Source organism: Psychrobacter sp. BF1 (assembly GCF_019279065.1).
Lineage (GTDB): Bacteria > Pseudomonadota > Gammaproteobacteria > Pseudomonadales > Moraxellaceae > Psychrobacter > Psychrobacter urativorans.
This window is the reverse complement of sequence record NZ_JAGYWV010000011.1, coordinates 20,858-45,446: the sequence shown is the minus strand read 5'-3', so window position 1 is coordinate 45,446 and position 24,589 is coordinate 20,858. Positions and strand designations below refer to the sequence as shown.

Here is a 24,589-nt window from a genome sequence, read left to right as displayed (position 1 = left end):
TTAGGCTATTTTACATGAGTTCTTACTGGCTCATCGTAAGGTTGTAGCGGCTATCAAGTTGCTATTATTTAGCTAGTCTTGATAGCGCCATTAGCCTATATTTCGCTTTACTACTTGCGCTTAGAGCTAAAACCTTGACGCTTAAGCTCCAATTTAGCAATCATAGTTTTATGCACTTCATCAGGGCCATCCGCCAGTCGTAGTGCTCTTGCTTGCGCAAAGAAACCCGGTAGCATAGTATCTTGACAGACTCCCATACCGCCGTATATTTGAATCGCCATATCGACTACTTCTTGCAACATCGTTGGTGCTACTACTTTGATCGCTGATATCTCAGTTAACGCCGCTTTGGTGCCTTGGCTGTCCATCTTTTGCGCAGCATATAAGGTTAGCAGACGCGCCTGATCAATTTTGATACGCGCCTCAGCGATACGCTCGAGATTGCCCCCCAATTGTAGTAATGGCTTACCAAAAGCTGTACGCGTCATACCACGCCCGACAGCCAGCTCTAATGACTTTTCAGCAGCGCCAACACAGCGCATACAATGATGAATCCGGCCTGGCCCTAAGCGACCTTGCGCAATCTCAAAACCCATACCTGGCCCACCAATAAAGCTATCTAGCGGCACACGTACATCAACAAAGCTTACCTCACCATGACCGTGCGGCGCATCATAATCACCGAATACTTTTAGCATCCGCTCTATAGTGACACCAGCAGTATTGACGGGCACTAATACCATAGAGTGCTGATGATGACGATCTCTATCTTCGCTAGGGGTATGCGCCATAACGATTAATAAATCAACGGCAGGATCTCCCAAACCAGATGACCACCATTTGCTACCATTAATGATAATCTCATCGCCTTCTACTACTGCTGTTGCTTGCATGTTAGTGGCATCACTTGACGCTACCGAGGGCTCTGTCATGCAGAATACTGAGCGTGTCTTGCCTGCTAACAATGGCGTTAACCATCTGTCCTGCTGAATGCTACTGCCGTAACGCCATAATAGCTCCATATTGCCACTATCAGGAGCATTACAATTAAAGATATGTGGGGCCAATAAACTACGCCCCGTCAACTCAGCAATAGGAGCGTAATCGGTCACTGAAAGACCAGCTCCCAAAATATCATCAGGCAAGAACAAATTCCAAAGACCTGCTTCACGTGCTTGCAGACGTAACTGCTCATACGCTGCTGGCCATTGCCAACTCTTCCAGTTGCCATCAGGATTGAGCTCATGACACTGTTGCCAAAACTGGGCCTCTATTGGCTCGATTTGGGTGGCGATAAAGTCTTTTACTTGCTGGTAAATAGCTTGGCCTTGCTCACTAGTAGTGAACATCAAATCATTAGTAGACATGAATAACTTCCTTTTTATTCTAGATTAATTATCTTATTGAAGGTTGCTGGGAGGTTGGGTAGCAGTAGCTATTAAAAGCCATTTGAATAATAAGGTATACAGGGGCTTATTGTGGTTGCTCAATCCAGTTATAACATAGCAATTATTATTAAACAGTAAAAAAGGCGCGACTAGTTAGGTCACGCCCTTACAAAATACAAACACTGAGGGTATTAAAAAACCAGCACTAATAAAGGCAGCTTTTAGTGCGTTTAAAGCTTAAGCTAAAAACACCTTTTATAGTCAATCCCTACTTTAAGATATTGAGGCGACTGTTGAAGTCAAAACGGGCTAAGGCTTCTGGTAATTTATCAATGACTATACTCAATGTGGCCTCTGCTGCTTGTGCTAGTCCTAGCTTTTCAGCAAAGGTTGGCTTTTGACGTGAGTGCAAAGCATAAACTTCATAATCTTCCATCAGCTCTAAAATATAGCTATCTGACGTCTGCAAGCTGTCTACTAAGTTAAGATGTAGCGCATCTTCGCCATACCAATGCTCACCAGTAGCCACTTTATCTAAATCTAGCATTGAGCGATAACGATTGACGAAATGCTTAAATAGCTCATGAGTTTGCTCTAGCTCTTGCTGATATTTGGCACGATCTTCATCGTCATTTTCACCGAATACAGTTACGGTGCGCTTATAGTCACCAGCAGTGAACTGCTCATAATCTACATCGTGATTCTTTAACCATTTATGGAAGTTGGGTAGCTGCGAAACCACGCCGATAGAACCAACAACTGCAAAGGGAGCCGCTACGATCTTGTCCGCAACACAAGCCATCATATAGCCACCGCTAGCTGCCACTTTGTCCACGCATACAGTTAGCTTTAAGCCCGCGTCTCTAAGACGAACCAACTGTGCTGCTGCTAGACCATAACCATGGACTATGCCGCCTGGTGACTCTAAGCGTATGACGACTTCATCACCTTTATTGGCAGTGCTGATTAACGTGCTAATCTCTTCACGTAAATGCTTGACGGCGGAAGCTTTCATATCACCATCGAAATCAAGGACAAAAACTTGCGCGCTTGGGGTTTTATTCTTACTCTTATTTTTAGCTTTTAATGCTTGCTTAGCTTTTTTGGCGAGCCCTTTTTTGAGTAGTTTGAGCGCCGCTTTACCTTGAGTGGCCTCAACCAAATCCTCACGATGCTGTTTTTGAGATTCATTAAGATGCATTACTTTTAGTTCGACAGGATTTTTAGGCGGATGAAATAACATCGATAGTATTCCTTAATTAATAGGTTAAATGACAAAGAGCTGCCAAGTTAAAACAGTAATATTTTTGGTATCAGCATGATATGACCCCTATATTAAAACTTTTCAAGTCGCTCAGCGATTATTGAAAGCTAAAACATTTTACAGGCATTATTTAGTAATCAGGAGTTACAAAATGGGCAGATACAGCCTATCCCTACCAGAGGATTCTATCAGTAGAGTTGTATAACAAAAGCACATTAGGCATAATATGCGTTTACACTTATTTTTATGCACTCCATTGTTATGAGTTTGCTGATATGGTGTTTTTTTGCTAATGGCAATTGTCTATCTAAAGACTAGCGCTTATTATCGCTAAAATTGCAACGCTTACAAGCAACTAACTCTTCAATTAACTGGCCCTAGTCTACAGCGCCAGTTAATTTGAGTGGGTTGAAATCTACTAACGATGGCTGCATTATTGTTCTTTGAATCGAGCAGACAACTGGATAACTATTATTATGACCGACCCTATCACAACCAACAGCATTATAAACCAAACTCAACTCGCCACAGAAAGTGAGATGAGTGTACATAGCGGTTACCGTGATGAATATTGTGGTGCAGTAACCGAAAATCTATTAGAGCAAACCATCACTATCGTCGGTTGGGTACATCGTCGTCGCGATCATGGTGGGGTTATCTTTTTAGACATGCGTGACCGTGCTGGTATTCTACAAGTGGTCGTTGATCCAGATACCCCAGAAGCTTTTGCTACTGCTGATGCTGTACGCCCTGAATATGTACTAAAAATAACTGGCCGTGTACGTCGTCGTTATGAAGGTACCGAAAACGCTACGATGACTAGTGGTCAAATTGAGTTATTGGGCAAAGAAATTGAAGTATTAGCGAAATCTGAAACCCCACCTTTTCCATTAAATGATGAAAACACTACGGTATCAGAAGATTTGCGTTTGAAATATCGCTACTTAGATATGCGCCGCCCACAAATGCAAGAACGCATGGTATTCCGTGCCAAAGCTACTTCAACGATTCGTCGCTACTTAGATGACCATGGTTTTTTAGACGTGGAAACCCCTATTTTGACTCGTGCTACCCCTGAAGGTGCTCGCGATTATTTAGTACCTTCACGTACGCGTCCAGGTAACTTCTTTGCTTTACCACAGTCGCCACAGCTGTTTAAACAACTACTAATGGTTTCTGGCTTTGATCGCTATTATCAAATCGCTAAATGTTTCCGTGATGAAGATTTGCGTGCTGATCGTCAGCCTGAATTTACCCAAGTCGATATCGAAACCTCTTTCTTAGATGAAGAAGGCATCATGGCCATCAACGAAGGCCTGATCAAGCATCTATTTAAGACTATGTTAGGTGTTGAGTTTGAACAGTTTCCTCGTATGACTTACGCAGAAGCTATGCGCGATTACGCTTCAGATAAGCCTGACTTACGCATTCCGCTAAAATTAGTCGATGTCGCTGATCTAATGCAAAGTGTTGATTTTAAAGTATTCGCCGGCCCTGCTAATGATCCTAAAGGTCGTGTTGCCGCCTTACGTATCCCTAAGGGTGCTTCGATAAGCCGTAAGCAAATCGATGAATACACTAAATTCGTTGGTATCTATGGCGCGCGTGGTTTGGCTTATATCAAAGTCAACGATGCTAGCAATATCAATAACGGCGTTGATAAAGAGTCTGGCCTACAATCACCAATCATCAAAAACATGACGGATGAAGTGCTAGCTAGCTTGATTGAACGTACCCAAGCAGAAGATGGCGATATCATTTTCTTTGGTGCGGATAAAGCCAATATCGTTAATGATGCTATAGGCGCACTACGCCAAAAGATTGGTTTAGATCTGCAGATGACTACTTGTGAGTGGGCGCCACTTTGGGTGACTGATTTCCCAATGTTTGAAGAAACTGACGATGGCAAATGGACTTCAATGCATCATCCGTTTACTAAGCCTAAAGGATCTGTTCAAGAGCTAAAAGACAGCCCAGCAACCGCTCTATCTATAGCTTATGATATGGTAGTGAATGGTACAGAAGTTGGTGGTGGTAGCTTACGTATCAATACCTTTGATATGCAGCAAGCCGTACTTGAAGCTTTGGGTATAGGCGAGCAAGAAGCGCAAGACAAATTTGGCTTCTTACTTGATGCACTAAAATTCGGTGCACCACCGCATGGTGGTTTAGCTTTTGGTTTAGATCGCTTGATTATGCTGATGGTAGGTGCCAGCTCTATCCGTGATGTTATTGCTTTCCCAAAAACCAAAACTGCTGAGTGTCCTCTAACTCAAGCTCCTGCTGAAGTAGATAGCAAGCAGCTGCGTGATTTGGGTATCCGTGTACGAGAAAAGGTACAAGCTGACACTACTAAATCTGCTGAATAGATAATCTGACTATGCCCTATTGTATTTTACAGTCTCATCGACTAGCTTGTGATCGGTCATGAACCCTTATCACCTGTTCAAATATGTGCCATTGTCCCTGCTACAGGGGCTAGCACATATTGTCGCTTGGATTGTCATGCGTATGTCAGACGCAAGTTTAGTACGCACTATTGGCATTAATATAACTTTGACAGATCTAGACTTATCTGAATTACAAAAGCAAAAGTTGACTAAAGCTATCGTTGTCAATCAATGTCTTAGTAGCGTTGAGTCTATAAAAAGCTGGGCAATGCCTCCTAAGTGGAGTATGGAACAGATTCGAGATATCTATAATAAAGATATCTTGTTGCAAGGACTGGCTGACCCTAATGGGATGCTCGCAATTATACCGCATTTAGGTACTTGGGAGATGATGAACGCTTGGCTCAATCAGTTCGGTTCCCCCACTATCATGTACAAGCCGGTTAAGGGCAAGCTCATTAATGAGTTTGTACTGCAAGGTCGGCAGCGGCTTAATGCCACTTTAGTCCCTACTGACGGTAGTGGGGTTAAGGCGATTTTTAAAACGCTAAAACAGGGTGGCTTTAGTATGGTGCTGCCTGATCATGTGCCTGAACCTTCAGGTGGTGTAATTGTTCCTTTCTTTGGGGTGGAAACTTTAACTAGCACTTTAGCTTCCAAACTGGCCAGCAAAACCAACTGTGCTTTAGTAGGCGTGTCTTGTATTCGTCGTAGCGATGGTCAGGGCTTTGACATTCATTGTTATAAATTCGATGATCAAGCATTATATAGCCGCGATTCTGCGGTCTCTACTTATGCGCTTAATCAGGCTATGGAGCGAATGATCCGACCCCATTGTAGCCATTACATGTGGGGCTATCGACGTTTTAAGCATTTACCTAATTTAGGTAATCCCTATAATAGTGATGAAAAAACAATCGCTGCTTATGTACTTAATAAGCGCAACAGTACTGTTGAGCTAGATCCCCCTATGGATTTAAACAACTAGTTACCCGTTCTATGTGTTTCACTGACGAGTCCTCTATGACTACCAACAGCCCCAAAATCTCTTCAATCATCGAAACCGCTACTGACACCAGCTCAGCTGATCAGCGTTACGTTATCTGTATGAAATGGGGGGATAAGTATGGTGCTGAATATGTCAATCGCCTCTATAACATGGTCAGCCGTCATTTAACTTTAGACTTTCAGATGATTTGTCTCACTGATGATAGTAGCGGTATCGATCCTGCTATTCGCAGCTATCCTATTCCTGAGCTTAACTTACCCGCAGGACCTGAACGAGGCTGGAAAAAACTCACCACTTTTAAAACTGACTTATATGACTTAAAAGGTGTAGCGCTTTTTTTAGATATTGATATTGTTATCGTTAATAATATCGACGGCTTCTTTACTTACCAAGCACAGCATGAAGATAGCGTAGTCATCATCCGTGATTGGAAAAAGCCTTGGCGAATGATTGGTAATAGCTCAGTATATCGTTTTAACGTTGGCATGAATACGTATCCTGACTTACTAAGCAATTTTGAGCGTAATTTTGACACTATCCGCCAACAAGTACGCCATGAACAGGCTTATTTATCAAACTATTTGCGTGAGCATCATCATTTAGAGTATTGGGACAAAACTTGGTGTGTCAGCTTTAAATACCAATGCATGGCTCCTGTGCCTTTTAACTTTTTACGCCCACCAAAGCTGCCAAAAGACGCAAAAATTGTTATCTTTCATGGCGAGATAAACCCGCCAGAAGCTATCAATGGTGGTGGTGGAAAATGGTATCGACACGTTAAGCCTAGTCCTTGGTTACAAGACCATTGGCTATAAAACCTAGGGTAATTATTTAAAGATAAAATGGAGCTTAATTTGGAACTACCGCCTACTGTTGTATTTAATATTGATGATCAACCTATCACTATTCACGCTTTTAATAGTAGTGAAGCGAAACAAAGTCTGAATAACCAAGCAGTCAACATTATTGCTTCAGGTCCCTCTGCTGCAAACTTGGCATTCTCAGAACTGATAGAGATAGCGACTATTTTTGTTAATGGTAGTATTAGTTTACTTGCTCAGCACGATTTTACTCAAGTCGTCGGCTGGGTAATAAGCGATGCCCGCTTTATTAATCATCAGCCAGAAATTCTTAAAAACCATTACAGAGGCCAGCCTCTATATGCAACCTTAGCCGTGTTTGAGGCTTTAGCAGCAGCTCATCCTGATATTATGCACAGTTATCATAGTTCGATGCGTATCTTATACCCAGTAGATAGGCCTTGGGGCGTTAAATCAAATAGGCTTTGGTTCAGCAAACTAACCTTTAAGAAAAAGCTACTAAATAAAAAGAAGCCCTTATCCTACTTTGCTAATGATCCTAACTTTGTTATTGATAGTAGCCATAAACCTGCTCCTATCGGCGTTTCATTAGATGTGACTTATGGATTTGTAGAAGCCGGTACGGTAGCTTATGTTGCAGCGCAATTGGCCTTTTCTAGATCTGTGTCTATCATCAATTTATATGGTATCGATTTACTAAACAGTGCTGAGCCTAGATTTTATGAAAATAAAGATAATAGTGCGCCAAGCAAGCTTGATAAAGCTATTACAGACCGTATCGTGCCATCATTCAATCTACTAGGGAAAGTTTATAAAGAGCACGGCGTCCCTATTGTCAATCACTCTGCTATTTCTAAAGATTTATTTAATAGTTTTGACTAATAGCTTTGATTGACTATTCCTCATATACCCAAATCACTGCTATAACTTCCCAGAAAATTTTAGATACTGATCAGCAATATTATCAGGCAGTAGCTGCTGATCAAACGGTGCTTTATAACGTTCAGGACTAATCAGGGCAGCACTGATTAGCTTGGCTAACCCCTCGATATCTCCTACCGCTACTAGGCTTTGCTTAGGCAATAACTCTCTTGGACCAAACGGACAGTCGGTACTAATCACTGGTACATTTAGTGCTTGCGCCTCGACGATGACATAGCCAAACCCTTCAAATTTAGAGGTGAGAACGAGCAGTGCTGCCGCTACTATTAACGGGTAAGGATTTGCTTGAAATCCCAAAAACTTGACGCAATCATCAATACCTAGCTGCTTAGCTAGCTGCTTTATTTGTTCTTCAAGTTTGCCACTGCCTACTAATACCAAAGGAAGTTTGCGATCTGTTTTAGCATAAGCTTGTAGTAAATCTTGATGACCTTTCATAATATCGAATGATGCCACATGAATAATATATCCATTAGCGCTCAGACCAAACTGATTGATGTTTGGCGGTTGTGCTACTGCTTGTTTAATCGTCTTAACGTCACAGGGATTATAAATTGTCTTAGTTGTATTAATATTACCTATTAACGCTAACAAATCTTGACGGGCCCCTTCACTAACACAGCTACACGGATACGCCCCATACACCATTTTTAAATGAGTAAGCGTTGACACAGGTTCGGCTATCAGCTTGTCAGCGAACTGTTTAGAGAGCGCCGTGTGTAATACGTTAATAATGTTGGGCAATTGACTATAGGCCATTATCCAGTTGAGCTTATAGATATTGACTAGTATTAGACTAGGCTTACCTATATTACCAAGCACATAATCATCGATACGCTTGGCAACTGATTTATAAGCAGTGGCTTGTTCTGAGTGTTGCGGCAAAAGCGGTTCATTATATGGCACAACATGATAATTAACCCGCTGATCTAGTGGCATCTTTTGAGTATCTTCTAGACAAAGCACATGAACACAGTAGTTCATATCTGCATAAGCACGCGCTAATGTGGTCACCATGCGCTCAGCACCACGACCTTCTAATGCTTTTAAGATAAGTAAAATAATAGGTTTGGTCATAGAGGCCTTTATATATGGAGGTTTTAAAATGATAAGATACAAGGCTTGCCAGTTTGAGTTGATTATTATTCAACTATGGCATAAGTAGCCATAAAATCGCGGCTTGGATATAGCTTAATGAGGTACTATTTGTCAAAATGTACCTGTTCGATAATTTAACATTGTATTTCTGAGTAAGGCTTAAATGAAATGACAGCACTTTCAAAATGGCAAAGTAAACTTATTTTACTATTCAAGAGTGAAAGAACTTTCAATGCTCAGGCAATCGTTAGTGAATTCACTAAAAAAACGATTGCCGAGATGAAAGAAACTATTATTACAGAAGCCGTATGTAACACTGATGCACTGTCTGATAAGCCACGAACTAAAGACTTAACCGCTCATTTAGATAATTTAAAACATCAGTTTATTGGACAATCAGAACTGTGTTTTTACCATGCAACACTGGTGGTACTGCTACGTCGCAATTATAAAACAACAGATATCTTTGCTGAATTTCAAGCCTTGTGGGAAAGTGAGTTTGATTACCTATTAAAGCATTTGTCGCTGCGCTGGATTGTCTCTGCTTGTGATACTTTTATTGATTATTCAGACAATAATAACAGAGCTACTATTTTATTGAATGTCGTTACTTTGGTAAATACTTTAAAAGTTTATGAAACTAAGCAGTTTTTGCAACTAAACGATACTATCGAGCAAACCCCACTACTAACAGATAAAGTCAATGCGCTTTACCACAGCCATCTACCTTTATATGACGGACTTACTTATTTCCGTATCGGTACTGATGATAGTTTAAAAAATATGCGCAGTCGTTATGAAAAGTTTTATGCAATCGATAAAATGGCGACAATTATGCTACTATTCATTTTTGATAAACTTCAAAGCAATAACAGTGCGTTTGCTACTCTAAGAGCTCTACACACAGACGAAAAGTCTCAATGGTGGCTAGATTGAGTTTATCAGTTAAATAGGTTTGAATTAGCTTATAGCTTTAAAAACCTATCTCAAACCTATACTAATGCACTTTATCCTCATCTAAATTTATAGAGTATCAAATGTCTACAACATCTCAACCTTTGTCTTTCACCAATATGGAAGCTACAGATAGCTTTGTTGTTTGTTGTTTTTATACTGATAGCTATCTCAACCATGCTCTATCCTTAAAACAATCTTTGGACGACTTTGGCTTAAATTATTACTTTAAGCAAGTTGATGACGCTGGTTATTGGGAAGCCAATACTCGCATCAAGCCGCATTTTATTTTGCAATGCTTACAACAGTTTCCAAATAAAAACATTCTGTATTTGGATGCCGATGCTTTAGTCAAAAAGCCTTTAGATTACTTTAATCATATCACTACTGACGTTGCCTTTTACAAGACTAAAGGTATGCCAGGCATGTCTCATGATTACTTAGCCAGCACTATGTACTTTAGCAACACCCCTAATACTATAAGGCTAGTTGAGCAGTGGATAGAGGAACAAGTAGATGGCAAGCGCACGCAAGTTGATCAAGACAGCCTAGATACTGCTATGGAAAAGCTTGCTGATACCCTAACCGTCGAGCCTCTCAATCCGGGCTACATAAAGATTTTTGATAAAGACTATGACGGAGAGATATACATTGAGCAGTTTCAAGCTAGCCGTGGTCAAACTAAGCTCAAACGTCAAAACATTAGAACCCGTAATCGGATTATTGGTGGCGTCGCACTGTTAGTTATAATAGCGATTGCTAGCTATTTGATAATGAAGTGAAGTAACTTTTATAATCGGTAATAGATAAAATAATACCCGTCTCAATGGGTATAGCTGATAAGAATTGTAGCTCAATATTCAGCTATACTACTTTGCAGAACGGCTAAAGATCTGCCCACTTGTGCTTGCGTGTTTTTATTTCCAATGGTTCTAAAAATTAGCCCTGTGCACATTCAGCATCAGTTAGTTTTGTATAAATGCCAAGTACTTCTCAGCTATAGTAGTAGGTAACAGTGCTTCATCAAAGTCAGCATAAAACTGCTGTGGATCTTGCATTGCCTGACTTAGCTTTTTAGAGATGGCGCTGATATTAGCTTTTGGCATCAAATTGTTCTCCGGTAAAAGCTCTCTTGGGCCAGATGGACAGTCGGTGCTAATAACAGGTACGCCAAGCGCTAGAGCTTCTGCTATTACTAGAGCAAATCCTTCCCAATCTGAGGCTAGCACCTTAAACTTTGCATGTTTGATATAAGGATAAGGGTTTTCGCAGAAACCTAAGAATACTACCTTATCCGTCAGTCCCAACTGGGTAACTAATTGCTCTATATCTTTTTGTAGCTTTCCTTGGCCTAGTAGCAGTAACGGTAAAGACTGATCAGTCTGTGCATAAGCTTTCAGCAGTATGTCGTGGCGTTTGGCTTCTTTAAAGCTACCCACATGGATAATATAGTTTTGATACTCTGGGACAAAGGCATCGGCTAACTTTTGAATCTCGTATCTATCTATCGGATTATGGATAGCTGCTATTGGAGTAATATCCCCAAACTGGGTTATAAAATCTTCCTTAACCCCAGCACTGACACAGACGCAAGGATGCTTAGAATAAGTAGCTATCAATTTTGACTTCAATTGCTGAAGATTATCCGCTTGAGAAAACCTATAATATAATGACAAAGTATTATGAATGACGTAAACAATATTGGGCAATTTACTATAAGAAAAAATACCATCCGAGCGTTCAAGATTCGATAAAACTAGGATAGGATGACCAATTTTTTTGCCTATGTATTGATCAACGGTTCGAGCAATGACCGAATTGCGAATCTTACCTTTAGGTAGCCACCTATAGCGCTCATAGTCAATTAAATGGTAAGTTAAGTTTTCATTTAAGGTAAACTCAACTTTAGAATTAAAGGTTAATACGTGGACATCAAATCCTAATTGATGAAAAGCTGCCCCTATAGTTAATACAAAACGCTCGGCACCTGCGCCTTGTAAAGAGTTGATAGACAAAACGATTTTATCTTTTTTTGATAAGATAGCAGACATCTGGCACTCATTAAATTAAGTTATATTAGATTACTAATTTCGCATGCTACCTTCTTTTAACCATTATTAGTAGCTTCATTGGTAGTTTAACGATTAAATAAACGTGATAGAAACGACTTAGACTCATTTGCCCGAGTTACTTTATTACCTTTATAGCGCTTATGAGTCTTTTTTGGAAAGCTGCCAAAAGGTTGCACTCTATAGTTATCTAACTGGTAACCATCAGCAAGGGCATCGTTATAGTAGCTATCGAACAATTCAATAAGCTCTGATCTAGGGTGCGGTATTATTTTGCCATCAAACCAATGCTCAAAGCCTTCCTTCTCAACTCTTGCTAACGCATATTTATGGCTAAACTGAGTGCCCATATCTGAGTAATGCAGTATTTTGATATCTTCGATTGCCAGATCTTCTCCATCGACACAGTTATAGCTGTCTTGATACGGTTGCACCAATTGCGCTTTTTCTTTTAGTAAGTCCATCATTTTTTGATGACCGTCAGCATCCATCTTAAGCTGTTCCATAGGCAGGATAACATTTTGTGCTTTACTACAATCCCAGATACAAGTACATAGGCGTGTCATATCCGCTTTTGTTTTGGCTGCAACGATAGCTTGCCCAGCAATAGGATGCTGCCATAGCTTGGCTAGATCGCTTAAAACAATAACATCAGCATCCATATATATTGCTCTTCCAGAGTAGTTACAATACTCCGGAACTGCCCAACGAAATCCTGAAAAAGGGGTGGCCCATTTAGTAGTATTCCAGCCCTCACCCGTTTCAGGGTTAGAGTACCAGTAGCTCTGAGGATCACGTGATAGCTGCATCCATACGATTTCAACAGGCATGCTAGTATGTTTATGAATACTGTAGTCCAATACCATCATTTGTTCTAAATCACAGTTATTAGGATCGCAACCAACAAATACTCGGATAGTGTCATTGTTCATAAGACGTTCTCATAATTTTATAACGATATTAGAAAACAAAAAATTATCACGTCATGCTTTTACAGATGGCGCAATTATTTAGTCAATAATTGAATTTAGCTATATCTACAAATTCAGATAGAATGATAACTCTGACTATGACTTACTAGCAATAGACTTTATACTATCATCCAAACTATTTAGAGTCGCTCATAACACAGTGTTATATCGAGCAACAGCGATCTCAAAATGACTCCAAACCTTTGCATGATAAGAAGAGTTCAAACATGACCCCTAATAATGAACTTCTCTGCAGTTCTACTTCTAAAGATGGTAATTTTAAAGATAGTAGCAATACTGGCAAAAGTAACTTACAGCAATGGCAAAGATTTGGTCTATTGTTATTGGTTTACTTCCTGATTTGGTCAATAGCCCCAGTCTTTCTCGCTAGTAGCGTACCATTCGATGTCAGTGAAGGTATCAACTGGGGCAGCGAATGGCAATGGGGTTATTACAAGCATCCCCCATTTTCATCTTGGGTATTATACAGCTTCTATAAAATTTTTGGTCATGTTGGCCCCTACTTACTCAGCCAGCTCTATGTAATACTAACGCTGTTTTTAGTTTATCAGCTAGGCAAGCAAATTTGGTCACAAGCTATTGCACTGTTGGGCAGCGTGCTGACTTTGGCAATAGTCTATTATACTTACCCTAGCCTTGAGTTTAATCATAATGTAGCTCAATTTCCTATTTGGGCCGGATTGTATTTAGCTTTTTATCAAGCCTTAACTCGCAACCGTCTAACCGACTGGCTATTACTAGGGGTGTTGGGTGGTCTTGGTATGCTCACTAAGTACAGCGTAGTATTTTTGCTGCTACCGATGGCGCTATACTTGATTCTGCCAAGACAATGGCCGCTATTAAAACAGCCACAGCCTTGGTTTGCAGCTTTTATTATGCTGGCTATATTTGCACCGCACTTATATTGGCTAGTAAGCCATGACTGGCTGCCCTTTGGTTATGCCAGTGGCCGCGCCCATGATGTGGGTGAAGGTGCCGATAACATTAAGCGTCATTTTAGTTGGCTAAGTTTTATCATCGCCCAACTAGTGGCTCATATTCCGTTACTGCTGATACTATTATTTAATCGTAAACGCTTATTGGCTATTAGCGACTATAAGCATAGCTTGCCAAAGGGTGCTTCTTTACTTTGGTATCTTTGGCTGGCTCCTATAGGGGTACTAATCATATTGAGCTTATTATTTGGTATAGGTTTGCGTGATATGTGGGGTATGCCGATGTGGGCGCTATCAGGACTTCTTGCGGCCTCCTTTATCTCCCCTGCCAGCCAAAAGCTAACTACGAGCAAGATAACTAAGGCGCTTATTATTTGGTTGACACTCGCTACGGTATTGACAGTGATATACGTAGGGTTTGGTGATAAGATACGCGATAAGCCATCAAGGATGCAATGGCCAGAACAGGCACTTGCGGCACAAGCACAAGCTACTTGGCAGTCTTTAAGTAGTTGTCCACTTGACAGTGTATCAGGTGATCGCTGGCTTGGTGCTTTAGTGGCTATGAATAACGGTTTTCCCTCACAGATGATATCAGGACCTGCTAGCCATTCACCATGGATGAATACTGAGCGCTTACAACAAAATGGTACTTTAGTAGTCTGGCAAAACACGGGTGCTAATGCCAATAGTTATAAACAAGACGATATCGTTTTGCCTTTGCTAGAGGAAGTGGCTGTAAGTACGGCTAATCAGCAAGAAAGTGCAACTAACTCTAATTTATTGACTAAGCAACAAGGTCAATGGAGAATGGCTTGGCGAGATACAAATATCACTGAGCCGTTAGTCATAAACTGGGTTGCTTATATTCCTAGCAACTGTGCTAAGTAGCCTATATGTCCTAGATAGTCTGTAATCAAAGGCTATCTATCTATTATATTAAGTAGTTACTAATTAGAACCATCAAACCCTAATAATAAGCCCTCAATCCTCTTTGTAACCTTAACGAGTTTTTCATGTCGCAGGATTATAGTTACTCACCGTACTTGTCTATCATTATGCCAGCCTACAATGATGCTGAAGCGTTACAGGCGTTCTTACCACAAGTATTTGAGTTTGCCGCAGCATTAGCTACACCTAAAGCCGACGATATTACCGATAACAATAACCATAAGCGCCTAAGCTGTGAGATCATCATCGTTGACGATGGTAGTAGTGATCATCTATTAGAAGTAGTGACAACTTTGATGCCGAGTCGCCCTAATAACACTGAGCTGATTTTATTACGTTTATCGCGTAATTTTGGTAAGGAGCCAGCGCTGAGTGCTGGGCTTGCTCAAGCAGATGGTGAGTTAGTGGCAATGATAGATGCCGATGGCCAACATCCTTTGCCAGTATTAGCCCAAATGCTTAGCATGATTGAGCAGTCTAATATTGACATGGTTGCCGGTATTCAGGCTAACCGTCCTCATGAAAGCAAACTGGCTAAAACTTTAAAGCGTAGTTTTTACTTGTTTATCCAAGATCGTCAGCGTTATGAGATTCGCCCCAATGCTGGCGACTTTCGAGTGATGAATCGTAAGGTCGTAATGGCACTGCGCTCATTGCCTGAGCGTCAACGTTTTATGAAAGGCTTATATGCTTGGGTAGGTTTCAATACGGTTTATTTGCCTTTTACTGCCGATAATCGCGATACCGGCGAGAGTAAGTTTAACTTCGGTAGTCTGTTTGAGTTGGCCTTAGTAGGTATTACTTCTTTTTCACAAAAACCTTTACGCCTGATATCACGTATGGGCTTTATAGTGTCAGCACTAGCTTTTTTATATGGTCTTTATATCGTTATCGAAACCTTATTGTTTGGCAGTGACGTTGCTGGCTGGGCCACTGTTGCCGCTGGCATTATGTTCTCCACTGGTATCCAGCTAGTCTGCATTGGAGTCATTGGCGAATATGTCGGTCGTCTCTACGAAGAAGTAAAACAGCGCCCTTTATATTTAATTGATGAAGCTATTAGTAGCACTGATAACAATAATGGCGCAACTCGTGACATCAGCATCAATAGCTATGAGAGATCCAACTCCTTAACTAAACAAACAACGAACAATAATGAATAAAATAGCTATAACTCAGTCAGCATCGCAGCAAGCACTATGGTTTTTAGCTGTTGGTGCTAGTGCAGCTTTAGTGCATTTTTTGATACTTATAAGCGTTGTAAACTTTACTACTGTTAGTCCGGCATGGGCTAATGTTGTCGCCTTTTTAATAGCCTTTATTGTTAGTTTTTTTGGCCATTTTTATCTTACTTTTAGTCAGTCTAATAGTAGTACTGATAAACATAGTTCTAATAACGATGACTATATAAAAAATCGTCGTACCAGCGTTAACAAAACACCTTCATCTTGGCGCCATTCATTACCAATATTACTTAAATGGTTCGCCAGTTCGTTACTTGGTTTTATAGCCAATCAGAGTTTATTCGTCTTAGGACTAAGCTGGTTCGGTGAGCGTTATTACATAATAATATGGTTGGTAGTCACTGGTGTTATCACCGTGATGACTTTTGCATTAGGTAAACTTTGGGCATTTAAATCATGAATAACACCTCTCAAAATAATAAGGCGCAAAATAACGTGAGCTCTCCTCCTAATAACGCCCGCGCGGTCATCATTAACGTTGATGACTTAGGACTATCAGACGCTGTCAATAAGGCGGTAATACGTTTGGCTGAGCGTGGAATTATTGGTGCTAGTAGCTATATGGTCGGCGGCAATATCAGTGATAGCGATATCACTAAGCTGGCTGAAATGAATGTCGATATTGGTCTCCATTTAGATTTGACTGGTGTCTACCCATCAACGCTAAGTGCTACGCTTAAGTCTTTGATTATAGCTAGCTATTTACGTCGATTAAAACCCATGCAAGTGACTGAGGTTATCCAGCATCAGTTAGATAGTTTTGAAGATAAATTCAATCGTGCGCCAGCATTTATTGATGGTCATCAGCACATTCATCAGTTCCCGATCATACGTGAGCGTTTGATCCAAGAGTTAACTAGCCGTTATGGTAGTAGCAATGATAAAGCAAATAAAAGCTCGCATCATACTATTAGCGCGCGCGTGACCACCCCTCTTGTTAACGACTTTAAGTCTTGGGTTATCTATTCTCTTGGCGGTCGAGTATGGAATAAACTATGTCGGCAGCATAATATCGCTACTAATGATAAATTCGGTGGGGTTTATGGTTTTGATGTTACTAGCCAGCAGCTAGCAGCCCTATGGGACAAATGGCTGAGTGCAGCTCCACGGACTAGATATCTGCAGCCAGGTTTATATATTGAGTCTTTTACTTTTGAGTCTTCGGGGACTTATGCTCAGTATGGGTCAACCACCCCGCCTATTCATTCTGTACCGTTGTCTTTACCACGTGATGTAACGACTACTTTACTAATGTGCCATCCTGCTGTGCCTGATAATAGCTGGCAAGATGAGATTAAGGCGGCACGTGAGCGCGAGTTTGCCTGGTTGATGAGTAATCAATTTGAAGACTTATTGCAGCAGCAGCAAGTTAGGTTAGTGCGTTGGTCTGATATCGTAGCTATGTAGAGTAGACGATAATTATTTTTACTTTAGCCCAATAAAAAGCCAAGACTCGTAACAAGTCTTGGCTTTTTATTGGCACTATTCTTAGCTAAAAAGCTTTAATTAAAAGACTCTAGCTTAACAAACCTAGTTAATAAAGCTTAGTCAATAAAGCTTAACCAATGCATATACTGCTCATTACGGCCATGAACCACATCGAAGTACAAGGTTTGCAGTTTTTCAGTCAATGGGCCACGACCACCGTTACCAATAGTGCGGTCATCGTATTCACGAATAGGAGTGACTTCAGCAGCAGTACCTGTCATAAAGATTTCATCGGCTAAGTAAAACTCGTCACGAGTGATACGACGCTCAGTGACTTTAATGCCTAAATCGTTAGCGAATTGAATGATACTACGACGAGTAATGCCATCTAAAGCTCCGCCTGCTAGATCTGGTGTATGTAGCTCACCGTCTTTGACTAAGAATAAGTTCTCACCTGATCCTTGGCAGACATAGCCTTGTGAATCCATCATGATCGCTTCATCATAGCCGTTACGAGTCACTTCACGGTTAGCCATAATAGACACCGGATAGTTACTTGAGGCTTTGGCCTTACACATGGTGACATTTGGCAGATGATGAGTATAAGAGGAAGTCTTGACTCGGATACCATTTTGGATGCCCTCTTCACCAAGATAAGCGCCCCAATGCCAAGCAGCAACCATAGCATTGATACTATTATCATGAGCCGCTAAGCCCAATTTTTCAGCGCCAATCCATATTAATGGACGGATATAAGCTTCTGCTAAGTTATTCTGTTTGACTACATCTTTGTGCGCTTGCTCTAGAGTCGCTGCATCAAAAGGCACTTGCATTTGGAAGATTTTTGCTGAGCCTAACAGACGATCTACATGATCTTTTAGACGAAATACGGCCGTACGCTTGTCAGCAGTTTGATAAGCACGAACCCCTTCAAATACGGCGATACCATAATGCAAACTATGAGTAAGTACATGAATTTTGGCATCAGGCTGATCGATCATCGTGCCATTCATCCAAAGCTTGCCGTCTTGTGTTGCCATGTTCATTTGATATTCCTTATGCTAGCGCTAACGTCTAACTTGTATGTTGAGTTTTAATTTTTATCGTGATTTTATTATCTAGTTTACTGCTCGATTGCTTGAGTGCTATAACAGTTAAGCGAGTTATTGTTGCAAGCTGCGAGAGATTATATCACCAGCAGCTATCGCAAATGAAATCTTTTAGTTTACCCTTATAGGGCTTTTATTTATGCTAAACACCCATCAAACGCTGCCACTGACCTTGTACTAAAGTGCGCGTTTCCACCCATAATCCTTCATCTACTAGCAGTGATTGCTCGGATAGCGCTAATTGATGACTGGCGGCACGAATACGCAGGTAGGCTTCAGTCAAGTCTTGACAGATTTCATTGCTCCAAATACCCAGTAAGGCCATTTCCTCAAAGATACGTACGTTATCACTCCATTTGGTCAAGCTAGGATAGTCATGAGAATAAGCCAATACTGCAAACTGCGCTAAGAACTCGATATCAACGATACCGCCTGCATCTTGTTTTAAATGAAACTTGCCTTCTTGTTGTTCCCACTGGCTAGTGCCTAAATGCTTTTGCATTTTTATACGCATACTAGTCACCTCTATGCGCACTTCATCTAAGGTGCGTGGCAGCGCTAGTACTTCACGGCGAATATCACAAAAGCGTGCCATCACCCTTTTATCACCACATATTGCCCGCGCACGAACTAGCGCTTGATGCTCCCAAGACCAAGCTTTACTGAGCTGATAAGTCTCAAACGCATGACAGGAAACCACCATCATGCCCGCATTGCCAGATGGTCGTAGGCGCATATCTATCTCATAAGCACGACCGTCTCGAGTCTGAGTATTTAGATAAGTCATTAGCTTTTGTGCCAGACGAGCGGCAAACTTCATACCACTGACGGAGGTTTCACCAGTCGTCATGCCCTCCTCTTTTATCTTGTGCAAGAACACTAAGTCTAAATCAGAAGAATAAGACAGCTCAAGCCCGCCAAGTTTGCCATAGCCGATAATAGCAAAGCCGCAATCAGCCTCTGTTACCGGATCTCCATCTTGGCCAATAGGATAACCATAACGTCTAACGAGCTCAGAGAAGCCGCGCTCAAGCGCCGCTTCTAATACTACAGCGGCAATAAAAGTCAGCGAGTCAGATACTTTCATGATCGGCCTTTCTGCTAGTACATCGCTGGCCGCTACTGCTAACACTTGATTCTTTTTAAACAGTCGTAGTACGCTTAGCAGCTCCTCTTCGTCCTCACGCTCTACACGCAGCAGGCGTTGACGCAATATATCACGCAGCTCAGGCTTATCTGGTAAGTGGCGATAGCGCTGCTGTAAAAAGGTGTCAAGCAATACCGGATATAGCGCCAGCTCATTAGCAATCCACGGGCTTGCCGATAGCATAGGAATTAGCTCAACGGTCGCATTGGGATTTTCAGCCAGCATGACTAAGTAGATAGAACGCCGACAAATAGCTTCTAACAAAGTGATCAATCGGGGCAAAGCGGTATTGGCTAGCTGTTGCTGTTGTTGATGGGCAAGCAAAGCATGCAACACTACAGGATAAGCTGCATCCAAGCGAGATCTGGCCTCATCACTGAGGTTTGCTACCATTTTTGACTGCCAAAAAGCATCTAACTGCGCTCGGCTCTGTTGCGTCAGCACAGTGTCAAGTTGGGCGATTTGCTGAGCAATATTAGCAGGCTCAAGGGTACTGTCTTCTTGCGCTGGCATTTGCCGTTCTGTCACCATACGCTCAAATGGCGCATTAACGTCCTCTCGATGATCATTTAAGGTTACTAACAAGGCCGACCAGTCGGCAAAGCCTAAAGTTAATGCCAAGTTATGCTGCCAAAACTCATCATGAGGCAGGCGCTGGGTCTGCTGATCATTGATAGCCTGAATAGCGTGCTCAAGACGACGCAAAAATCGATAAGCGGCTTGCAGTTTCTGATAAGTGGGCGGCTCGAAGTATTCAAGCTCATACAAAGCTTGCATCGCTTTTAGACAAGACTTGACCTGTAACTGCGGCTGACGCCCACCGTAAATAAGCTGAAAGGCTTGCACAATAAATTCAATATCACGAATACCACCAGCACCCAGCTTAATATTATCCAAATCCTCACGCTGCGCCACTTGATTTTGAATCAAGGATTTCATTTCACGCAGTGCTGAAAAGGCACTGTAATCCACATAATAACGAAAAACAAAAGGCTTTATCATTGCCTGTATTTCATCATAAAACGGTGATTCAATTTGACCCACTACTCGCGCCTTCAACCAAGCAAAACGCTCCCATGCACGACCATGATTGCTAAAATACTTCTGTAATGCTGACAGATGAATCGCCAAGTCACTACCATCACCCCAAGGACGCAAACGCATGTCTACTCGAAATACAAAACCGTCAGCAGTATTATTATCGAGCAGCCTAATGATCCCTTGACCTAGACGAGTCATAAAGCGCTTGTTATCAATACTACGTGTGCCTTTTGATTTATCTCCATCAGTCTCGCCGCGACCTTGATGGATAAATACTAGATCAATATCACTAGACAAATTAAGCTCTTGCGCGCCCAATTTTCCCATCGCCATAATAGCCATATCATCGACTTGTGGCTTGCCTTGCGCATTGATAAAAGTGGGCTGGCCATACTTAGATACTAACTGCTGATAAGTATAGCTCTTGGCAAATAACAGACAGCCATCAGCAAAGTCAGAGAGCTCATCGGTTAATTGTTCAAGCTTAATCAGAGCCAAAGCATCTTGCCAAATCCAGCGCATCATCATCAGCATACGTAGATGCCGTAAGCCACTCATCACCTTACTCTCATCGGCCAGCTGATAATTCTCATCTAAAGTATAATCTTGAATCAAATCGTCGATCTGCTGGCGAGTGAGCGTCTGCTCTAATGGGTAGCTGCGCAAAAACGTCTGACAGGATATGGTCCGACTTTCCCATATTTGATAAGCGAACTCACTGGCGGTTTGCAAAACTTGTAGCTGCTCAGGTGTTGGCTGGTAGTCTTTATGATTGGATGTAGCAGAGGACATAGGGGCACAGACTCCTGGCGAGATAGTTGAGAATACTGAGATTTAAAACCATTGCTAAAACTAAGCTTTGAGCAATAGCAGCGCTAATTTTTATATAAACATTAGTGACCACAGCAAGCGTTATATTAATTAAACAAAACTTACTAATCGTAGTGGTAAGTGTCTAAGCCTATACTGAGCTAAAATTATTCCCAAAGAATTATAAAGACATCTATAGCAACAGTGCTTAGCATAAAATTACTTTTAACAACGTTGACACTCTTGGATTGAACCTGCTTTATGGTAGCATAAATACCCTGAGCATGACCGATCTAGCCGTTGTCTGAGGGTTCATAAAAATACTTAGCAGTAACTTGGTTAAATATTTTGCAACGCTATCTTAAAACAATCCATGCCATGATTCTAAGTGAGTACTCTATGTCACCTACTAGGCTGAACTCTATAACTAATAATGATTTTTTGCTAAGTAATGTTCGCTTAGAAACCGGCTTTGTTTATGATGAGCAGCAACAAGTCATCGCTACCCAAACGGCTATTTTCGATATTATAGTCACTAACGGCATCATTCAACAGATAACTAAAAAAGCAGCCATAAGCTCTGCGGGCTTACCGAATAATTCGAATGACGATTTACAGAAGCACTCAAACAACGTTGATGCTAACGGTTTGTTGATGTTACCTACTTTTCAAGATATGCACATCCACATCGATAAGACTTATTATGGTGGGGTTTGGCAAGCAGCGCCGTGGACTGGCAGTATCAAAGATATGATTAGCTTAGAAGAAAAACTAATTCCTAAGTTATTACCTAACTCGCAACACAGAGCTGAACTCGCTATCGAGCTGATGCAAAGTCACGGCTCTACTTTTGCACGCTGTCATTGCAATGTAGACCCAGTCAGCGGTCTTAAAAGCTTAGAGCACTTGCTATTAGCCTTAGACAATTATAAAGACCATTTTAACTGGGAAATTGCGGCTTTTCCGCAGCACGGTATTCTCTATTCACAATCTGAGAGCTTATTACGAGAAGCGGCCCAGATGGACATCGACTTTATCGGTGGTCTTGATCCGACGATTGTAGATGGTGATGCGAAAAAGTCTTTAGATATCATGTTCGATATCGCCTTAGATTATGACAAAGGCGTTGATATTCATCTGCATGAAGACTTGCCCTCTGGTAAAGCGGTCATGGAGCACATGATAAAACGGGTTAAAGAAAACCAAGCCCTACAAGGCAAAACCTTTATCACTCATGCTTATGCTCTGGCAATGCTACCACCACTAGAGCTTGAGCATCTAGCCGCTGAGTTCGCAGAATATGGTATCGGTATTGTCACTAGTGTGCCTATAGGACAAAATGCGTTACCTATTCCTACTCTATTGAAACATCAAGTTCAGGTGCTAACCGGTACCGATAACTTAATGGATAATTTTTCGCCCTTTGGCTTAGGCGACATGCTACAAAAGGCTAATTTATGTGCGCAACTTTATGGTTGGACTGACGAATATCGTCTAAATCGTGCCTTACAGATGGCTACTAATAATAAGCAAACTTTACCCTTAAACGATCAAGGCCAGCAAGTTTGGCCTTATGTAGGTGCCGACGCTAATTTTATATTAGTCAAAGCCTGTTGTTCAGCGGAAGCGGTCGCCCGTCTACCCAAACGTGAAGCGGTTTATTATCAAGGTAGAGCCATACTTTAGATGCGTCCTTCAATAAAGCCTTAAATAGGCTAGCCTCTGTTAATAGCTTATCGCTAATATTAGAAGCTTATCAAAGCTAATAGTTTTGATTATAAATAGTGTTTAGTTAATAATTAATTATTGAACAATTGCCTATTATAGTAAAGCTTTAGAAAAATATAAAATATAAAATATAAAATATAAAACAAAGGATATTACAATGAATGACTCACAACAAAATCAACAGATCGTCTTGGCTCAGCACCCTAAAGGTCAAGTGAATCAACAGACTTTTAGACTTGAAAATATCGCTATGCCTGACTGCCAAGCTGGGGAGGTACTGCTAAAAAGTATCTACGTATCCGTCGATCCGGGTATGCGCGGCTTTATGGATAAAGGTGATAGCGATAATGCGGGTAAGAAATTTCAGATTGATGAGGCTATTACTAGTAGAAGTGTAGCGCAAGTCATCGATAGTGCTAGTGAGGGTTTTAAAAAAGGCGATATCGTTCATGGTCGCTTAGCTTGGAAAAAGTATCAGAGCTTTGCTGTAGATACTCTTGAAAAAGTAGATCCGGATATCGCACCGATTTCAACCGCAGTAAGTATGCTTGGTATACCAGGCTTAGCGGCTTATTTTGGTATGCTAAAAATCGGCCAGATCAAACAAGGCGAAACCGTAGTAGTATCCGGCGCCGCAGGTTCAGTAGGTAGCATCGCCGTACAGATTGCACGCATTAACGGCTGTAGAGTTATCGGCATTGCTGGCTCTGCTAAAAAGGTAGACTATCTACAAGACGACTTAGGGGTAGATAAAGCCATTAACTATCATCAAACTACTGATATGCAAGCGGCTATCAAACAAGCCTGTCCGGATGGGGTCGATGTGTTCTTTGATAATGTCGGTGGTGAGCTATTCGATGCCGTATTCGCTAATATTAATGAGCATGCCCGCATCGCTATCTGTGGGCAAATCGCTGATTATAACCACGGTGAAGTACCACAAGGCCCACGCCCTATGCATCATTTGATCAAAAAAAGCGCTCGTATGGAAGGCTTTGTGGTTTATGATTTTGCCGATGAATTCGATGCTGCTAAGCAGCAGCTTAGTCAATGGTATAATGAAGGTAAAATGACCTACAGAGAAAACCTGATAGAAGGTTTTGAAAATATACCTTCAGCCTTTATTGGCTTATTCGAAGGTGAGAATATCGGCAAGCAAATGGTGCAAGTTGCTGATGTCAACACTAATGCTCCAGTCGATACCCAATAAAATAACCACATCACTCTATGAGGCGACACTGCGCTTTGCTTGGGGATCTATCTTTGTCA

19 protein-coding genes are annotated in these 24,589 nt (G+C 41.4%); 12 read left to right on the top strand and 7 right to left on the bottom strand.

What is annotated here, in order from left to right; translation table 11 throughout:
• Positions 1-110: 110 nt before the first annotated feature.
• Positions 111-1,349: an acyl-CoA dehydrogenase family protein gene (locus tag KZA12_RS12010; protein WP_218690408.1), complete on the bottom strand. Its 1,239-nt coding sequence runs from the start codon at positions 1,347-1,349 to the stop codon at positions 111-113.
• 307 nt (positions 1,350-1,656) lie between these two features.
• A complete protein-coding gene (gene sohB / locus KZA12_RS12005) occupies positions 1,657-2,631 on the bottom strand; it encodes a protease SohB (protein ID WP_201622827.1) in 975 nt (324 codons plus the stop codon).
• Positions 2,632-3,191: 560 nt separating this feature from the next.
• Here sohB and aspS point away from each other — a divergent pair.
• Genes aspS through KZA12_RS11985 form a run of 4 tightly spaced genes read left to right on the top strand, consistent with a single transcriptional unit; the run spans position 3,192 to position 7,754 of the window.
• Complete coding sequence (gene aspS, locus KZA12_RS12000; protein ID WP_218690407.1) at positions 3,192-5,021, top strand: aspartate--tRNA ligase; 1,830 nt, start codon at positions 3,192-3,194, stop codon at positions 5,019-5,021.
• Between the two features lie 58 nt (positions 5,022-5,079).
• Positions 5,080-6,030, top strand: coding sequence for a lysophospholipid acyltransferase family protein (locus KZA12_RS11995; protein WP_218690378.1), 951 nt, complete (start codon positions 5,080-5,082; stop codon positions 6,028-6,030).
• 35 nt (positions 6,031-6,065) lie between these two features.
• On the top strand, positions 6,066-6,866 hold the full coding sequence (locus KZA12_RS11990; RefSeq protein ID WP_201622825.1) for a glycosyltransferase: 801 nt from the start codon (positions 6,066-6,068) through the stop codon (positions 6,864-6,866).
• Between the two features lie 39 nt (positions 6,867-6,905).
• Entirely contained in the window at positions 6,906-7,754 is an 849-nt protein-coding gene (locus KZA12_RS11985; protein WP_256932956.1) for a hypothetical protein, read from the top strand.
• A 39-nt stretch (positions 7,755-7,793) separates the two neighbouring features.
• Here the strand turns inward: KZA12_RS11985 and KZA12_RS11980 are convergent, their stop codons facing one another.
• Positions 7,794-8,891 (bottom strand): glycosyltransferase, encoded by a 1,098-nt coding sequence (locus tag KZA12_RS11980; protein ID WP_218690376.1) that lies wholly within the window; start codon positions 8,889-8,891, stop codon positions 7,794-7,796.
• Positions 8,892-9,080: 189 nt separating this feature from the next.
• Here KZA12_RS11980 and KZA12_RS11975 point away from each other — a divergent pair, with 189 nt between their 5' ends.
• Positions 9,081-9,848, top strand: coding sequence for a hypothetical protein (locus KZA12_RS11975; protein ID WP_218690375.1), 768 nt, complete (start codon positions 9,081-9,083; stop codon positions 9,846-9,848).
• Positions 9,849-9,949: 101 nt separating this feature from the next.
• Entirely contained in the window at positions 9,950-10,648 is a 699-nt protein-coding gene (locus KZA12_RS11970; protein WP_218690374.1) for a putative nucleotide-diphospho-sugar transferase, read from the top strand.
• A 183-nt stretch (positions 10,649-10,831) separates the two neighbouring features.
• Here KZA12_RS11970 and KZA12_RS11965 read toward each other — a convergent pair whose 3' ends face one another.
• Both KZA12_RS11965 and KZA12_RS11960 read right to left on the bottom strand, forming a co-directional pair.
• Positions 10,832-11,917 (bottom strand): glycosyltransferase, encoded by a 1,086-nt coding sequence (locus KZA12_RS11965; RefSeq protein WP_218690373.1) that lies wholly within the window; start codon positions 11,915-11,917, stop codon positions 10,832-10,834.
• A gap of 86 nt (positions 11,918-12,003) precedes the next feature.
• Positions 12,004-12,867 (bottom strand): glycosyltransferase, encoded by an 864-nt coding sequence (locus KZA12_RS11960; protein WP_201622873.1) that lies wholly within the window; start codon positions 12,865-12,867, stop codon positions 12,004-12,006.
• Between the two features lie 266 nt (positions 12,868-13,133).
• Between KZA12_RS11960 and KZA12_RS11955 the strand changes: the two genes are divergently transcribed.
• The 4 genes from KZA12_RS11955 (at position 13,134) to KZA12_RS11940 (ending at position 17,464) form a co-directional block, all read left to right on the top strand.
• The gene (locus KZA12_RS11955; protein ID WP_218690372.1) at positions 13,134-14,753 is read left to right on the top strand and encodes a glycosyltransferase family 39 protein; all 1,620 of its coding nucleotides are present in this window, start codon (positions 13,134-13,136) and stop codon (positions 14,751-14,753) included.
• 125 nt (positions 14,754-14,878) lie between these two features.
• Positions 14,879-15,976, top strand: a complete 1,098-nt coding sequence (locus tag KZA12_RS11950) for a glycosyltransferase family 2 protein (protein WP_201622819.1) — start codon at positions 14,879-14,881, stop codon at positions 15,974-15,976.
• Complete coding sequence (locus KZA12_RS11945) at positions 15,969-16,457, top strand: GtrA family protein (RefSeq protein WP_218690371.1); 489 nt, start codon at positions 15,969-15,971, stop codon at positions 16,455-16,457. Before KZA12_RS11950 ends, KZA12_RS11945 begins: the two co-directional genes overlap by 8 nt.
• Complete coding sequence (locus KZA12_RS11940) at positions 16,454-17,464, top strand: ChbG/HpnK family deacetylase (RefSeq protein ID WP_201622817.1); 1,011 nt, start codon at positions 16,454-16,456, stop codon at positions 17,462-17,464. The genes KZA12_RS11945 and KZA12_RS11940 overlap by 4 nt, the downstream gene beginning before the upstream one ends.
• Before the next feature lie 137 nt (positions 17,465-17,601).
• Here the strand turns inward: KZA12_RS11940 and KZA12_RS11935 are convergent, their stop codons facing one another.
• Together KZA12_RS11935 and glnE are read right to left on the bottom strand one after the other, a co-directional pair.
• Positions 17,602-18,531, bottom strand: coding sequence for a branched-chain amino acid transaminase (locus KZA12_RS11935; protein WP_201622816.1), 930 nt, complete (start codon positions 18,529-18,531; stop codon positions 17,602-17,604).
• Positions 18,532-18,736: 205 nt separating this feature from the next.
• A complete protein-coding gene (glnE, locus tag KZA12_RS11930) occupies positions 18,737-21,574 on the bottom strand; it encodes a bifunctional [glutamate--ammonia ligase]-adenylyl-L-tyrosine phosphorylase/[glutamate--ammonia-ligase] adenylyltransferase (protein ID WP_218690370.1) in 2,838 nt (945 codons plus the stop codon).
• A gap of 417 nt (positions 21,575-21,991) precedes the next feature.
• Here glnE and KZA12_RS11925 point away from each other — a divergent pair, with 417 nt between their 5' ends.
• Positions 21,992-23,278, top strand: a complete 1,287-nt coding sequence (locus KZA12_RS11925; protein ID WP_218690369.1) for an amidohydrolase — start codon at positions 21,992-21,994, stop codon at positions 23,276-23,278.
• Positions 23,279-23,477: 199 nt separating this feature from the next.
• On the top strand, positions 23,478-24,530 hold the full coding sequence (locus KZA12_RS11920; RefSeq protein WP_218690368.1) for an NADP-dependent oxidoreductase: 1,053 nt from the start codon (positions 23,478-23,480) through the stop codon (positions 24,528-24,530).
• Positions 24,531-24,589 lie beyond the last annotated feature (59 nt).

Coding starts and splice junctions, on each gene's coding strand:
- glnE (WP_218690370.1), bottom strand. CDS start 21,574: ATGTCCTCTGCTACATCCAATCATAAAGACTACCAGCCAACACCTGAG.
- aspS (WP_218690407.1), top strand. CDS start 3,192: ATGAGTGTACATAGCGGTTACCGTGATGAATATTGTGGTGCAGTAACC.
- KZA12_RS11995 (WP_218690378.1), top strand. CDS start 5,080: ATGAACCCTTATCACCTGTTCAAATATGTGCCATTGTCCCTGCTACAG.
- KZA12_RS11965 (WP_218690373.1), bottom strand. CDS start 11,917: ATGTCTGCTATCTTATCAAAAAAAGATAAAATCGTTTTGTCTATCAAC.
- KZA12_RS11990 (WP_201622825.1), top strand. CDS start 6,066: ATGACTACCAACAGCCCCAAAATCTCTTCAATCATCGAAACCGCTACT.
- KZA12_RS11935 (WP_201622816.1), bottom strand. CDS start 18,531: ATGAACATGGCAACACAAGACGGCAAGCTTTGGATGAATGGCACGATG.
- KZA12_RS12010 (WP_218690408.1), bottom strand. CDS start 1,349: ATGTTCACTACTAGTGAGCAAGGCCAAGCTATTTACCAGCAAGTAAAA.
- KZA12_RS11970 (WP_218690374.1), top strand. CDS start 9,950: ATGTCTACAACATCTCAACCTTTGTCTTTCACCAATATGGAAGCTACA.
- KZA12_RS11945 (WP_218690371.1), top strand. CDS start 15,969: ATGAATAAAATAGCTATAACTCAGTCAGCATCGCAGCAAGCACTATGG.
- KZA12_RS11940 (WP_201622817.1), top strand. CDS start 16,454: ATGAATAACACCTCTCAAAATAATAAGGCGCAAAATAACGTGAGCTCT.
- KZA12_RS11925 (WP_218690369.1), top strand. CDS start 21,992: ATGTCACCTACTAGGCTGAACTCTATAACTAATAATGATTTTTTGCTA.
- KZA12_RS11960 (WP_201622873.1), bottom strand. CDS start 12,867: ATGAACAATGACACTATCCGAGTATTTGTTGGTTGCGATCCTAATAAC.
- sohB (WP_201622827.1), bottom strand. CDS start 2,631: ATGTTATTTCATCCGCCTAAAAATCCTGTCGAACTAAAAGTAATGCAT.
- KZA12_RS11975 (WP_218690375.1), top strand. CDS start 9,081: ATGACAGCACTTTCAAAATGGCAAAGTAAACTTATTTTACTATTCAAG.
- KZA12_RS11950 (WP_201622819.1), top strand. CDS start 14,879: ATGTCGCAGGATTATAGTTACTCACCGTACTTGTCTATCATTATGCCA.
- KZA12_RS11980 (WP_218690376.1), bottom strand. CDS start 8,891: ATGACCAAACCTATTATTTTACTTATCTTAAAAGCATTAGAAGGTCGT.
- KZA12_RS11920 (WP_218690368.1), top strand. CDS start 23,478: ATGAATGACTCACAACAAAATCAACAGATCGTCTTGGCTCAGCACCCT.
- KZA12_RS11955 (WP_218690372.1), top strand. CDS start 13,134: ATGACCCCTAATAATGAACTTCTCTGCAGTTCTACTTCTAAAGATGGT.